The organism is Bacillus sp. SRB3LM, assembly GCF_015712745.1.
Classification (GTDB): domain Bacteria; phylum Bacillota; class Bacilli; order Bacillales; family Bacillaceae_G; genus Bacillus_A; species Bacillus_A thuringiensis_K.
Map to the genome: position 1 here is coordinate 278749 of NZ_VWVQ01000007.1, position 13395 is coordinate 292143.

The window sequence follows — 13395 nt, forward strand, 5'->3', positions numbered from 1 at the left end:
TGTCTCTATTGCTTCTCTTTTTATGTAACGTGTCGTTCTTTTTCATCTTATTTTTACTATCGCTTAAGTTACTCGGTAAATCCGCGTTAGCACAACTAACTCCTCATGATTTTGGGGCTATAATTTTTTTATCTTATTTAGCTTTCCAGGCCATACCCGTCTCTGGTGCTTTACAAGCATTTCTCGGTATGGTTGTTATCACATGTTTACATTTACTCCTTACAAAATTAAGCCTATTCAACAAACTAAATCGTTTTATTCTCGGACACCCTATCATTTTAATTAAACATGGTGATATTATTTTTGAGAACTTACAAAAAAGTAGATACCCCATTGCAGAATTGCTTTCTAATCTTCGCGTTGCAGGATATCCAAGTGTTCATGAAATTGAATACGCTATTTTAGAAGCGAACGGCGCTATTAGTATTTTACCAAAAAGAGAACTTGTACCATTAACTCCAAAAGATTTAAACATAGAAGTTAAGTATGCTGGATTACCAATTGCACTTATCGTCGATTCACAAATTCAATATGATAACTTAAAGTTAATACATAAAGATGAAAAATGGTTATATAAAGAATTAAAAGAAAAAGGAATTACAAATATTAAAAACGTTGCCTTTGCTTCTGTTCAAGAAACGGATGGATCTTTTGCGATTAGTTTAAAGGAATAAGAAAATCCCCTTAATTGCTTAAGGGGATTTTCTTCATCATATCGCTTCTTTCTCTCCTGCCATATTTAATGGCACAGGATGTTTCATACGATTCATCGTAAATACGATAACCGCTGTCATTACTTCTGCAACTGGCATAACGAGCCAAATTCCATTTATACCAAATAATTTCGGCATAATCCATAACAATGGAATAATAAATAGTAATCCTCGGCTCATTATAATAAGTACTGATTTCTTCGTTTGTCGCACTGATTGGAAGTACTCTCCATACACAATGTTATAACCTAAAAATACGTATTGGATAAAGAATAAACTAATACCTGTTAAGGTTAACTCCAATAATTCTGGAGATTGAACATCAAATAAACCAATGATATATTTCCCAAAGAATAATCCGACAATTATCGCAAAGCCTCCGAGGACAACAGCAATTTTCACAGCAAACTTCAATCCTTCACGAAGTCTCTCTGATAAATTTGCCCCGTAATGGAAACTAGCAATTGGCTGTAATGCTGCTCCAACACCAAAGAATAATAGTAATGTCATTGCATGAATACTATTCACCATCGCATAGGAAGCTACTCCTACTTCTCCTGCATATTGGACAAATGCGATATTAAAACCAATCGTTACGATTGCAACCGTACTTTCTGCTGTAAAACTTGGGAAACCAATCACCATAATTTGTTTGACAGTATCCCATTCAAAATGAAATTTCGTCCACTTTAAAATACTACTTTTTCTAAAGAAATGGGTTAATAATACAAGGAAACCAATCGCTGCCGAAAGAATAGTCGCTGAGGCAGCACCTGTTACGCCCCATCCAAAGATAAAAATAAAGATATAGTCAAACACTATATTTAATACAGCCGTTACAACAAGACCAGCCATTGCTAAATTAGGATTTCCATCATTTCGTATAAATGTACTTAAAATATTTTCTAAAACGTATATCATTCCAAATGTTAATAATACGTGTAAATAGTCTAACGCATATGGTAAAATTACTTCATTTGCACCAAATAAGTATGCTAAATCTTCTATTCTCCATAAGCAAATCGCTGCTAAAACACCTACGATAACAACTGCTACCGTCATTGATTGAGTAAAAATAGACCTCGCTCTCTCTCGTTTATTTTCACCTAATGCAATGGAATATAACGTTGCCCCGCCCATTCCAATCCATAATGAAATAGAGAAGAAAATCGAAAAGGCTGGAATAGCCACGTTCACTCCTGCTAAACCGTTCGCCCCAACTCCTCTACTAATCATAACCGCATCAATTACAATATTCACTGACATTAATACCATTCCGAGGACGGCTGGTATTAAATAAGAAATAAATAAACTTTTAATTGGTTTTTCTCTTAATTTTTCTGTTGCTTCCATACTCTAATATGCTCCTTTTTTTCAACTCTCTTTTCTTAGTTTAAACCTTCAAGTAACTTTAAGGTCAATAGAGAATTAAAAAATAGGTGACTTAATTATCGCGTTTGATGCTCATTTGTAATTATACGAGTCCTATAACTTATTGCTTTGTTTTTTCATTATAGGAATTTGAATTTCTGTTACTTGCTCCTCAGGATCTTCTGTTACAGACCAATCAATCAATCCAATCTCAATCGAATCTCCATGTACTTCGTAACCTTCTTTATCAATGTATGTAAGTAACTCCTTGTACGTTGCATCTGTTTCTTCATACGGTCCATGATGATAAGAACAAGCATATAAACCTTCTTTAATTTCATCTGAAGTATGCACTTCATACGGCATATAATCCAAAAGAATAAATACACTGCTATATGCTTGAAACTCATTTTGCATTAACCCTTTTTTCGCAACAGTTACACCAATATCTCCAGAAAATAAGCTATCATCCATTTGCCTCATATTTTTTTGCAACGAATGAATGTAGTACTCAAACATATCATCCGTCGTATTCGGGGCAACCGCAATAGCTGTTATTTTTCGCTGCGGGATCTCTTTTATTACCATTTGTTCAGCTTTTGCTTTTGTTGCTTCCTTAATTAAATGAATTCTATGCTCCATTTTCGCCAAAGCATACTCAATTTCTCTTTGTTTCTTCAGCATCATCTCTTGTTGTTTTTCCAGTAAATTGAGTGCGTATGCTGGATTTCTTTCATCAATATATTTCTTAATTTCCTTTAACGGAATATTTAACTGGCGTAAAAATTTAATCGTATCTAACAGTGAAAATTGATCGATTGTATAATAACGATAATTCGTTTGAGGATCAACAATGGACGGATGAAAAATTCCTTTTTCATCATAATACCTTAATGTAGATTCTGCGATATTATGCATTTTTGCCATTTCTCCAATTGTAAAACGTTTATTTAATAACATGTTTCCTTCTCCAATTCATTAAAAATGTTGCCTTATTTCTTCTTATTATATAGCCATTCCCTTCATACCTAAATCAAATTCCATCATGAAAATCTGCTATTTTTTCATTGATTTTTAATAAATTTTATTATATATTAATTACATGTTCAAATTACGAGTTCAAAAGAACTTGTAATCAGACCCTTTTTGTTTAATGGGTTTTACATATTTTCATTAGGCAAATTCCGAGAAATCGTATGATAAAACTAAAAATGACGAGGAGAGGATCAGATGGAATTCGAATTTTTCTTTCAAATTGCACTTATTTTATTAAGTACAAAACTTGCTGGTGATCTTAGTGTTAGATTAGGTCAACCTTCTGTGCTAGGTAAATTAATTGTCGGTATCGTTATCGGCCCAGCTATATTAGGTTGGATTGAAAATTCAGAGCTTCTAACACAATTAAGTAATGTCGGTGTTATTCTTTTAATGTTTATGGCAGGACTTGAAACAGACTTAGATGAATTAAACGCAAATCGCAATTCTTCTTTAGCAGTTGCACTCGGGGGTATCATTCTTCCATTCGTAGGTGGTTACGTTTCCGGTCTTGTTATGGGAATGGAACAAGGAAACGCTGTATTCTTAGGGTTACTTCTGTGCGCGACAAGTGTTAGTATTTCCGTTCAAACACTTCGTGATTTAGGTAAAATGAAAACACGTGAGAGTACGACGATGCTTGGAGCCGCTGTATTTGATGATATTCTTGTTGTTATTTTATTAGCATTCGCAATGAGCTTCTTAGGCACTGATGATGTTAACTTAACAATGATTATCTTGAAGAAAGTAGTATTCTTCGCTTCTATTATTTTAATTGGATGGAAAGGTGTACCAGCGATCATGCGTTGGTTATCACCACTACGCGTATCTGAGTCTATCGTGAGCGCAGCTCTTATCATCTGTTTCTCATTCGCATATTTCGGCGAATTATTAGGAATTGCTGGTATTATTGGTGCTTTCGCTGCTGGTATTGCAATTTCTCAAACAAACTACAAACATGAAGTAGAAAAGAAAGTAGAACCAATTGCTTACGCTATGTTCGTTCCAGTATTCTTCGTTAGTATCGGTATGAATATTACATTTGACGGTATTGGCAATCAAATTTGGTTCATCCTAGCATTAACAGTAATCGCTGTATTAACAAAACTAATTGGTTGTGGTGTTGGTGCAAGCATGACTGGATTTGATGCAAAGTCTTCTGCAATTATCGGTTCTGGTATGGTTTCTCGTGGTGAAGTTGCACTTATCATCGCAGGAACAGGACTCTCTTCAGGTCTATTAGCACAAGATTACTTTACAGCAATCGTTATTGTCGTTATTTTAACTACAATGATTACACCACCAATGTTAAAATACACTTTTGGTGCTAAAGATAAAGCAATGAATGAAAGCAAGTAAATAAGTTTACTATAATAAAAGGAGATTGCTATCTTATAAAATAGCAATCTCCTTTTTGTTTTATCTTTAAACAATCTCGTGCTTTTTTAACCATTTTTCAAAAATAGTTCGAGCTTCTTCATCATCGATATCATTACTAAATGAATACACCTTAATGCCATAATCATCTATATATTCGCCTAGTTTCATTTCCTCCACTTTCTTATAAAAACCGTCTGCCTCATAGTGCGGAATATAAGCATCCCAAACTGGTTCATTTATTCTTTTGTACGCTGTCACTTCCAAATCATATCCATCTTCATAATATCCGATGTGATAATGTTGACTAGGATCATATTTCTCCATAAAAAACTCCTCCTACTAAACAAAAGCGAGCTGTAATCTACAGCTCGCTTCATTCATTAAATGCGTTCCATCGCTGTCTTCAACGTTCCAACAACAAAAGCGATTTCTTCACTCGAAATAACAAGCGGTGGTGCTAATGTTAAGACGTTATTGTATCCTGCTGTTGTCATACCGTTTCGCCCTATAATTAACCCTTTTTCTTTACAAGCATTTACAACACTTGCAATTTTGTCGTTATCAATTGGCTCTTTCGTCTCTTTATCATTTACTAGCTCAATTCCAACTAGTAAACCTTTTCCTCTAATATCCCCAACAAGTGGATGCTCTCCAATTTCTTCTTTTAATTGCTCTAATAAAAGCGAGCCCATTTGTGCAGAGCGCTCAACTAAATTTTCATTTTCTATAATTTCTAAGTTTTTAAGTGCTAATGCACAAGCCGCTGGATTTCCACCAAATGTATTAATATGACGGAAGAATTCATATTCTCCCTTCCCTTTAAATGCTTCATATATTTCTTTTTTCACAGCTGTTGCTGATAACGGTAAATATGCGCTCGTAATCCCTTTTGCCATCATAATGATATCTGGCTTCACATCATAATTCATAAATCCAAATGCTTTTCCTGTACGTCCGAAACCACAAATCACTTCATCGCTTATGAGCAAGGCACCGTGTTTTTGACACGTCTCATGAACAGCTTTCATATAGTCTTGTGGTGGCATTAAAATGCCTCCACCCGTAATAATTGGTTCCATAATAAAAGCTGCAATCGTTTCACTTAATTCCCATGTCATAACGCGATCTACTTCTTTCACACATTCTACATCATAAATGTTCTCTCTTTCTATTCCAGGCATACGATAGCAATCTGGCGGCGTTACATGTAAAAAGCCTGAAGCAAATGGCTCATATTGATATCTACGCTGTGCTTGTCCCGTCGCTGCCATCGTTGCCATTGTATTTCCATGATACCCGCGGTAACGTGACATAAATTTATAACGATGTGCTTCACCTTTTTGCGCATAGTATTGCCTTGCTATTTTAAAAGCTGTTTCGTTCGCTTCCGAACCACTATTAGAGAAGAAAATAACATACTCTCCTCCAAGCCACTCATTTAATTTTTCTGCAAGCTTTATAGCCGGTTCATGCGATTGTGACATCGGAAAGTATGATAATGTTTGTAATTGCTTATAAGCTGCCTCTGCGAGCTCTTTTCTGCCGTATCCACTATTCACACACCAAAGACCACTCATACCATCTAAATATCTTTTCCCTTGTATATCTTCAACCCAGCACCCTTCTGCTTTTGCCCCTACCATTGTATTATTTGGACTAAAGGGACGCATTCCGTGCCAAACATATTGCTCATCTTTTGCTAATAATTCATCAGTCTGTTTCGTTTTCATCATTTCTTCCACCTTCCATAACAACTTATTTTTCACAAAAGCTGCGCTGGTGCCATGATGATTTAAATTTCTCCCTGCTTATTTTCATTCCACAAAATTAAGACAAATCCTACTTACAAAGCAGTATTATTTACAATAAAATGACAAAAGAAAAAGGAGCTTTTCTTATTATCGAAAAGCCCCTCTTTTTTAATGTGAAGACGCATCACTAATACCATGACCAGTATTAGATTTCACAAGAATTTCATCAAACTTCGCCGCATCTTCTTTCTTACTAGATAAAATGGTCCCTAAATACGCTGCAAGGAATCCGAGCGGGATCGAAATAATTCCAGGTGTCGTATATGGGAATATCGCTTCTCCAACAAATATAGCTTTTCCAGCTACAGGATTCCAAACATTCGGACTTAACGCTACGAGAACAATAGCTGATACGAGACCAACAATCATACCAGAGATGGCACCCGCTGTATTGAAACGCTTCCAATATATTGTGAATAATATAACTGGTAAGTTTGCACTCGCTGCAACTGCAAATGCTAATGAAACTAAAAATGCTACGTTCAATGTTTGAGCAAATAACGCTAGTATAATGGATAATACCGCTACTCCAATAGACGCATAGCGAGCCATTGAAACTTGCTCTTTTTCCGTTGATTTCCCCTTGCGAATAATTTCATTATAAAAATCATGTGCAAAGGCTGACGCTGCTGTTAATACAAGGCCTGCCACTACAGCTAAAATCGTTGCAAAAGCAATGGCTGATACGAAAGCAAATAAGAAATCTCCACCTAACGCTTTCGCTAATAAAGGTGCTGCCATATTACCAGCAGGATTTGCTTTAATAATTGCCTCATTCCCTACAAATGCCGCTGCCCCAAATCCTAAGAAAATTGTCATAATATAAAATGCGCCAATTAACCACGTCGCGTATACTACAGATTGACGTGCTGTTTTTGCATCACGAACTGTAAAGAAGCGAACAAGAATATGTGGTAATCCAGCTGTACCAAGAACTAGTCCTAAATTTAAAGATAGCGTATCAAGGCCATCTTTATACTTTACTCCTGGGTTTAAAAACGAGTCTTTTAACGGTGTAGCTGTCTTCATTTGTGCGAACATTTCAGTCACACTAAAATTAAATTTTGCGAAAACGATAACAGAAATAATAAATGTACCAGCCATAAGTAATACAGCCTTTACAATTTGAACCCAGCTCGTCGCAGTCATTCCGCCAAAAATAACGTACACTGTCATTAATGTACCAACGATTAAAACAGATGTCGTATATTCGATTCCTAATAATAATTTAATAAGTGCACCAGCCCCAACTAATTGTGCAATCATATAAAAAATCGAAATCGTCATCGTATTAAGCGCTGCAACTCCGCGAACTTTTTTCGCATCAAAACGCGCTGCAATCATATCTGCTAACGTGTACTTTCCTAAATTTCGAAGCGGCTCTGCAACTAAGTATAATACAACTAAGTATGCAACTAAAAAACCGATGCTATAAAAGAACCCATCAAACCCAGTTAACGCGATCGCCCCAGCTATACCAAGAAAGGACGCAGCAGACATATAATCTCCCGCAATAGCCAGACCATTTTGCCAACCAGTTAATCCCCCTCCAGCCGTATAAAACTCACTCGCATTTTTCGTTTTCTTCGATGCAAAATAAGTTATGACGAGTGTACCAAGTACGATGATTAAAAATAGTGCAAAAGCGGTTACATTCAAAGTCATCCCCTCCCTTTTTGCATATCTTGCAGAATGTTTTGTGAGATTTTATCAAAGGATTCCGCTTTTTTGCTGTAAATCATACATAATGACCACGTCATAATAAATTGAGCAAATGCAAATACCCATGCCCACGTAACATCACCGAATGCCGGTGTATTGAGTACCTTTGAATACGATGTTAATATAGGTAACGCAATAAAAAAACTTAAAAAGAAAATACTCATTGGAACGATGAACTTCTTTTTCGTATTTAATAGCAATTGAAATTCTTCTGACTGAACAACCTCTGTATAATTCACCTCATTTTGCAACTTACGTGCTGACGTATCATCTCGTTTCATTAACCGATCCCCTCTCTTACTTGAAATGCACTTCCCCCTTGCATACCTAAAGACTAAATTTTATAAATATTCAGAAACTTATACTTATTGTAGACAATCCGTGCATTCATGCAAAGATTTTTTGATAGACATTTTTCGGCAATTTCCCCTAAATTTTTAATATACTTTTTCAACATAAAGTGACACCTTACTTATTTTTTCCTCATTAAGACAAAAGCAGTGCTTAACGCACTACTTTTGTCTTTTTTTCCTTTTCTAAATTACGAGCTGTTTCGCTTAACTCAACCTCTTTTCCGTCTTTAAGTGTTCCAAATATAAAATCGAATACTGGATTTGAAACACCGAACCAAAACTTTTCGTTTTTATAATGGTGTAATATATGTTGTTTTTTTAACCATCTTCCAAACTTAGTGACGGGACGAATCGGTCTATGGGCAATATAATGTTTCCATTCGTAAACGAGTAGCATAATAATCATTCCGATTCCAAATGAAAGTGTAATAGTAACACTTTTTGTAATACCATATGCTATAAGCAAATATATAGTAAAACTAGGTATACTAAACCAAACAGGTAAAAACAAAAGTTTTAAATCATCTGGATATACGTGGTGATCATAATGCAATCTTCTTAACATTTTTAATAGAAATGTGTTTTTAGGTGGCTTTATATGGAATAAAAAACGATGTGTCATATATTCATTAAGTGTATAGAAAGCAATCCCAACCATACATGCTAACATACCAAACCACGTAAAAAATTGCATTTTTAAAATAATAATGAAAATAAATAGAATGCTATACATAATAACGATATCATGTTGTAAAAAGAACTCTTTCCCCACTTTCTTCATCTTGTTTCCCCCTTTTCCAAAAAAACAGCCGCAACATATCGTTACGACTATTTCTTTTCTATTCTTATTCTATTCACTTTACAAATTTGCCTGCTGTTCTATTGTCGAGAAAAAATTGTTTGGTCCAAATATATTTTGCTTCGGAATAATATGTTCCACTGCAAACACTGTTACTTCTCCTCTTTGCACTTCTCCAATAATAAGCCCCAATATTTCATGATTTACTGCAAACGTCGGTTGCTTTGTTTGTAACAATCTTGCTGCATTATGAAATACCGTTTCATATAGTGGATCTCTATCAGTAATTTCTTTTCGGATTTTTGGCGCTAACGTAATTATAATTTCTTTTCCTTCAATAGTGGTTCGATACATAAAAATCTCCCCTTCAATCTTATGTGAACAACTGTAAAGCTTTGTATGCAAAATGTATAGAGTAACATACTAAAATAATACCTGCTCCGGCTGTTATGTAGCCAAGCGCTTTTGGTTTTAATAAAGTTCTTCCAAAATGTACAGAAAAAGCAATATTTAAATTCCATAAAATAATACCAGCAATAATGCAAAGACTGTATAAAAAAGCTTCTTGTTTCGTTACCTTCGTAAGTAATGAGCTAAGTGTACTTCCGTATATACCAAACCAAAAAACAAGATTTAATGGATTGGATATCGCAATTAAAAATCCTGCCATAAACGATTGCTTAAGGCCACCTACCTCTTCTTTTTTATATTCCATATTCGAGTGGAAAATTCCTTGTTTTACACTTTGAAATCCTAAATAAAATAACAAGAAAAAACCCGTGCAATACATGAAGGCTTGTACATATGTATACATAAACACAGAAGATAAACCGAAATAAATGAGAAGCATAAATAAAACATCTGCAGTCATTCCGCCAATTCCAACAACCCAAGCGTGCCAAAACCCACGTTCGATTCCTCGTTTTAACATTTCAATATTAATTGGCCCTACTGGCGCAGCCAATGATATACCTAATACGATTTGCTGTATAATTGCTCCAAACATCGCTCTATCCTTTCTACTCTCTTTACTACTAGTTAATGATGTAATTAAAAAAATAGACTAGCTTTCATAATAAAATACCCTTTTTTATCCAAAATATACAAAAGAACCATCTAGGTGATGGCTCTTACTTTTCTATCCTATGAAGAAAAGGACATTTCCCTTTTATTAGCTCTACATCGTCTCCTATGAAATATTGTTTCCATTCGCGATGCTCTGGGTCACCATAATGACTAATGTTAGGATGTTTCGGCAATTGATCCCACTTTTCAACTCGCTCACGGACCATTTGTCTTGAATATGCTCCTTTAGGATGATCTCCCTCTAATCCATCAAAAATAGTGCGTGGCTGAAACCCAATAACGAGTGAATTCCCTAAATATCTAGTTTTTCGTTTTTTATAAGCTGGCGCATTTCCAAATGCGAATATTGGCTCACCACCAAATGAAAATTCCCATAAATAATGGTCTGGATCTTCAGGAATTTGCTTTGGCCATGCTTGATTATCGTTTTCATGTAAATACTGTAACACTTTCCAAAAGGAATCACGGTAATATTCGAGTGATTGTTCTTCACATTCCGGTTCTACAAAAAGGAAAAAGCCCCTTCTTACAATCGGCCTCTCTTTCATTAACTCTAAAAAAGATAACATTGTATGTGGCAAATGACTCCAATCATTATGAGAAAGAAATGAATAACGAAGTTCATTCTTTTTCAAAGCTGTTAAACCGAAATAACATGGAAAAGTTGGTTCTAACACGACACTTGAAAAAATCTCAAATTCTTTTGCAACCCAATCCGGTATATCGGTTCTCGTTCTCATTCCTTCATTGTCTAATAAGTAAGACTTATTCATTCTTTCACCTCATTATGTATAGCATTCAATTAAGAATATTACATACTCGGTCTGTCCTATACCTATTTAAAAATTTGACTGAAAAATTATTTAAAAATACAAAAAAATAAAATCGCTTACTTGACTAAATTCTCCCAATTCGTGTATATTTAAATTAATCATTTAGCAGAATATTCAAGAATATAGCATTTTTAGTTTATATTATTTTTTTAAATGAATTTCACTAAATGAAAATAGTAAACGCTTTTAGGAGGAATTGTAACATGCAAGGAAAAGTAAAATGGTTTAACAACGAAAAAGGTTTTGGATTTATCGAAATGGAAGGCGCTGACGATGTATTCGTACATTTCTCTGCTATTCAAGGAGACGGCTACAAAGCTTTAGAAGAAGGTCAAGAAGTATCTTTCGATATTACTGAAGGTAACCGCGGACCTCAAGCTGCTAACGTAGTAAAACTTTAATCCAACATATAACAGGAGGTTACCTTACTTGGTAACCTCCTTTGTTATTCCTTTGTATATTTCCGTTTTACAGAGCAAAAACTATGTGAAATGCGCACTATACAAAGGAGGAATTATTAATGGGATCAGAAGTAAATGATTTTGAAGAAGTGAAATTCCGTGTAGAAACAGCACAAAAAATGGTAGGATCAGCAACAATTTCAATGGATCCAGATACATTAGAGCATGCTACTACTGCTGTAGAAGCCGCTCGCTCTCAGCTTGAAATTATGAAGTCTGTTGCAACAGATTTAGATGAGCCGTTTCTGATGAATGAGGAAAAAAAATTAAGTCAATGCGAGCATCAATTAAATGAAGCGAAGCACTAAAAAACATCCAGAGAATTTTCTCTGGATGTTTTTTCATGACAGCTGTTCTCCATACTTTTTCAACGTTTCTCCAACTGTACATTGCCTGATACAAAATGAATGAGCGTAATACTTACTATTCGTCTTTCGATTATGTTCTCGCAAAAAACACCCTTCACAATACGTTTCTAATAAGTCATTTACCTCTGTAATGAGTTGCTTTTTATCCACCTTTGCACCTCTCTATTCGGTTATTTCTTTATGACTATCAATAACTGTTCCTTCTAATGCTTGCGTAGCTAATTGATGTGCTTCTTTATTTTGTTTTCTAGATATCGGCTCACATACAAGTTTTAATTTCATTTGCTTCGCCTTTTGTTCAATTTGATCTAAATAATGATTTAAATGTTCATCATAACAAGGCCATTCTCCGGCTAATTGCTGCAGTACCACTTGTGAGTCTCCGCGAAGTGTAACTGCTTCATACTTAATCCCTAGTTCCTCGAGTATATTCATACCGTATAATAATGATGCATATTCCGCTTCATTATTATCATATATACCTTCTATATATGCATTGCGGCGAATGCGGTAGTTTGTATTTCCTTTTTTATAATACACACATATACCAACGCCAGCCTCTTTCGTTTGTACATCATACCCCCCATCAAAATAAACGTGTATTTCTTGAGGCTCTTCCTCCACTTGTTTACTCAGCTTTTTCATTTCCTTTAATGACCATTCGGCATCCATTTCATCGTAAAATAGTAGTTCTTTCACCCTACCCGTTTTCTCAAAATCCTCTGCAAATTGAAGTACTTCTTCTATGTTCATATAATCTGTCGTTAATTCCGTCTGCAAACCGCGCTTTGTTTTATACAACCAATGAATTTTATATTTCATACTAGATTCCCCTTATATAAGACTTCTTATATGTAGCCAGCTAATGAAAGCCTCACTTTATTTTATTATATTGTATCAATAGTCACAGCATTATATTCAATGTGATTACATACAAAAAGAGCTATCCCTATAGGAATAACTCTTTCATCTATTGCATAAATCTTTCAAATTGTACTCGCTTGTTAATCCAGTACATTACAGGCATACCAATCGCCATGACAACAAATTCACCAACTGCACATGTCAACCAAGACAACATAAATGGTAAACCCAATGCAAGATGAAGTTCAATTGCAATCATAAACATTGTAATTGTAAAGATAACTGTATTAAAAATCATACGAGCCCAAACACCTTTAATAAATCGCATAGAAATAATCGTTGCAACTAATGCAAGAATAGATTGCCCTACTCCAAATACTAAATCGTAAGCGATCATAGGTGAGAAAAAGAGATTCGTTAAAAATACACCTAATATAATTCCGTAAATTGCTTTCTTATTAAATACAACAAGATGATTAAACATCTCTGAAATACGAAACTGTACATTCGTAAAGCCAAATGGCTGAATAAGCATAGAAACAGCAATATATAATGCCGCTAAAATACCATTACCGACTAAAGTTCTAATATTCATGACA

At 34.8% G+C, this 13395-nt stretch carries 17 protein-coding genes; 4 read left to right on the forward strand and 13 right to left on the reverse strand.

The genetic code is table 11. The annotated features are described in order from the left end of the window. Window positions 1–8: 8 nt before the first annotated feature. Complete coding sequence (locus F3I02_RS06070) at window positions 9–674, forward strand: DUF421 domain-containing protein (protein ID WP_000923924.1); 666 nt, start codon at window positions 9–11, stop codon at window positions 672–674. Window positions 675–710: 36 nt separating this feature from the next. On the opposite strand, the gene F3I02_RS06075 is transcribed toward F3I02_RS06070, so the two are convergent. Then, window positions 711–2066 (reverse strand): MATE family efflux transporter, encoded by a 1356-nt coding sequence (locus F3I02_RS06075; protein WP_000388398.1) that lies wholly within the window; start codon window positions 2064–2066, stop codon window positions 711–713. 132 nt (window positions 2067–2198) lie between these two features. After that, complete coding sequence (locus F3I02_RS06080) at window positions 2199–3044, reverse strand: MerR family transcriptional regulator (protein ID WP_000925915.1); 846 nt, start codon at window positions 3042–3044, stop codon at window positions 2199–2201. A 270-nt stretch (window positions 3045–3314) separates the two neighbouring features. Between F3I02_RS06080 and F3I02_RS06085 the strand changes: the two genes are divergently transcribed. After that, entirely contained in the window at window positions 3315–4478 is a 1164-nt protein-coding gene (locus F3I02_RS06085; protein WP_196477753.1) for a cation:proton antiporter, read from the forward strand. Window positions 4479–4544: 66 nt separating this feature from the next. Here the strand turns inward: F3I02_RS06085 and F3I02_RS06090 are convergent, their stop codons facing one another. From F3I02_RS06090 to F3I02_RS06125, 8 genes are all read right to left on the reverse strand, one after another. Next, window positions 4545–4823 carry a DUF3986 family protein gene (locus tag F3I02_RS06090; RefSeq protein ID WP_000417077.1) on the reverse strand — a complete coding sequence of 93 codons (279 nt, stop codon included), beginning with the start codon at window positions 4821–4823 and terminating at the stop codon, window positions 4545–4547. Between the two features lie 56 nt (window positions 4824–4879). Then, a complete protein-coding gene (locus F3I02_RS06095; protein WP_196477754.1) occupies window positions 4880–6229 on the reverse strand; it encodes an aspartate aminotransferase family protein in 1350 nt (449 codons plus the stop codon). A gap of 189 nt (window positions 6230–6418) precedes the next feature. Beyond that, entirely contained in the window at window positions 6419–7969 is a 1551-nt protein-coding gene (locus tag F3I02_RS06100; RefSeq protein WP_001103249.1) for a solute symporter family protein, read from the reverse strand. A 2-nt stretch (window positions 7970–7971) separates the two neighbouring features. Further along, window positions 7972–8313 carry a DUF485 domain-containing protein gene (locus F3I02_RS06105; protein WP_000817376.1) on the reverse strand — a complete coding sequence of 114 codons (342 nt, stop codon included), beginning with the start codon at window positions 8311–8313 and terminating at the stop codon, window positions 7972–7974. A gap of 223 nt (window positions 8314–8536) precedes the next feature. Beyond that, complete coding sequence (locus F3I02_RS06110; RefSeq protein ID WP_000755399.1) at window positions 8537–9166, reverse strand: sterol desaturase family protein; 630 nt, start codon at window positions 9164–9166, stop codon at window positions 8537–8539. Between the two features lie 78 nt (window positions 9167–9244). After that, window positions 9245–9538: a hypothetical protein gene (locus F3I02_RS06115; RefSeq protein WP_000286382.1), complete on the reverse strand. Its 294-nt coding sequence runs from the start codon at window positions 9536–9538 to the stop codon at window positions 9245–9247. A gap of 19 nt (window positions 9539–9557) precedes the next feature. Further along, window positions 9558–10190 (reverse strand): LysE family transporter, encoded by a 633-nt coding sequence (locus F3I02_RS06120; protein ID WP_000466565.1) that lies wholly within the window; start codon window positions 10188–10190, stop codon window positions 9558–9560. A 124-nt stretch (window positions 10191–10314) separates the two neighbouring features. After that, the gene (locus tag F3I02_RS06125; protein WP_001043773.1) at window positions 10315–11043 is read right to left on the reverse strand and encodes a YqcI/YcgG family protein; all 729 of its coding nucleotides are present in this window, start codon (window positions 11041–11043) and stop codon (window positions 10315–10317) included. Window positions 11044–11306: 263 nt separating this feature from the next. Between F3I02_RS06125 and cspB the strand changes: the two genes are divergently transcribed. Together cspB and F3I02_RS06135 are read left to right on the forward strand one after the other, a co-directional pair. Beyond that, window positions 11307–11504, forward strand: a complete 198-nt coding sequence (cspB, locus tag F3I02_RS06130; RefSeq protein WP_001161731.1) for a cold shock-like protein CspB — start codon at window positions 11307–11309, stop codon at window positions 11502–11504. A gap of 119 nt (window positions 11505–11623) precedes the next feature. Beyond that, window positions 11624–11872 (forward strand): DUF2564 family protein, encoded by a 249-nt coding sequence (locus F3I02_RS06135; RefSeq protein WP_000534396.1) that lies wholly within the window; start codon window positions 11624–11626, stop codon window positions 11870–11872. Between the two features lie 33 nt (window positions 11873–11905). On the opposite strand, the gene F3I02_RS06140 is transcribed toward F3I02_RS06135, so the two are convergent. From F3I02_RS06140 to F3I02_RS06150, 3 genes are all read right to left on the reverse strand, one after another. Continuing rightward, complete coding sequence (locus F3I02_RS06140) at window positions 11906–12082, reverse strand: zinc-finger domain-containing protein (protein ID WP_000358801.1); 177 nt, start codon at window positions 12080–12082, stop codon at window positions 11906–11908. 12 nt (window positions 12083–12094) lie between these two features. Next, window positions 12095–12754, reverse strand: coding sequence for a ribonuclease H family protein (locus tag F3I02_RS06145; RefSeq protein ID WP_000875543.1), 660 nt, complete (start codon window positions 12752–12754; stop codon window positions 12095–12097). Between the two features lie 148 nt (window positions 12755–12902). Then, the gene (locus tag F3I02_RS06150; RefSeq protein ID WP_131249690.1) at window positions 12903–13391 is read right to left on the reverse strand and encodes a QueT transporter family protein; all 489 of its coding nucleotides are present in this window, start codon (window positions 13389–13391) and stop codon (window positions 12903–12905) included. Window positions 13392–13395: the final 4 nt, after the last annotated feature.

Coding starts and splice junctions, on each gene's coding strand:
- F3I02_RS06075 (WP_000388398.1), bottom strand. CDS start 2,066: ATGGAAGCAACAGAAAAATTAAGAGAAAAACCAATTAAAAGTTTATTT.
- F3I02_RS06080 (WP_000925915.1), bottom strand. CDS start 3,044: ATGTTATTAAATAAACGTTTTACAATTGGAGAAATGGCAAAAATGCAT.
- F3I02_RS06085 (WP_196477753.1), top strand. CDS start 3,315: ATGGAATTCGAATTTTTCTTTCAAATTGCACTTATTTTATTAAGTACA.
- F3I02_RS06090 (WP_000417077.1), bottom strand. CDS start 4,823: ATGGAGAAATATGATCCTAGTCAACATTATCACATCGGATATTATGAA.
- F3I02_RS06095 (WP_196477754.1), bottom strand. CDS start 6,229: ATGAAAACGAAACAGACTGATGAATTATTAGCAAAAGATGAGCAATAT.
- F3I02_RS06105 (WP_000817376.1), bottom strand. CDS start 8,313: ATGAAACGAGATGATACGTCAGCACGTAAGTTGCAAAATGAGGTGAAT.
- F3I02_RS06110 (WP_000755399.1), bottom strand. CDS start 9,166: ATGAAGAAAGTGGGGAAAGAGTTCTTTTTACAACATGATATCGTTATT.
- F3I02_RS06115 (WP_000286382.1), bottom strand. CDS start 9,538: ATGTATCGAACCACTATTGAAGGAAAAGAAATTATAATTACGTTAGCG.
- F3I02_RS06120 (WP_000466565.1), bottom strand. CDS start 10,190: ATGTTTGGAGCAATTATACAGCAAATCGTATTAGGTATATCATTGGCT.
- F3I02_RS06125 (WP_001043773.1), bottom strand. CDS start 11,043: ATGAATAAGTCTTACTTATTAGACAATGAAGGAATGAGAACGAGAACC.
- cspB (WP_001161731.1), top strand. CDS start 11,307: ATGCAAGGAAAAGTAAAATGGTTTAACAACGAAAAAGGTTTTGGATTT.
- F3I02_RS06135 (WP_000534396.1), top strand. CDS start 11,624: ATGGGATCAGAAGTAAATGATTTTGAAGAAGTGAAATTCCGTGTAGAA.
- F3I02_RS06145 (WP_000875543.1), bottom strand. CDS start 12,754: ATGAAATATAAAATTCATTGGTTGTATAAAACAAAGCGCGGTTTGCAG.
- F3I02_RS06150 (WP_131249690.1), bottom strand. CDS start 13,391: ATGAATATTAGAACTTTAGTCGGTAATGGTATTTTAGCGGCATTATAT.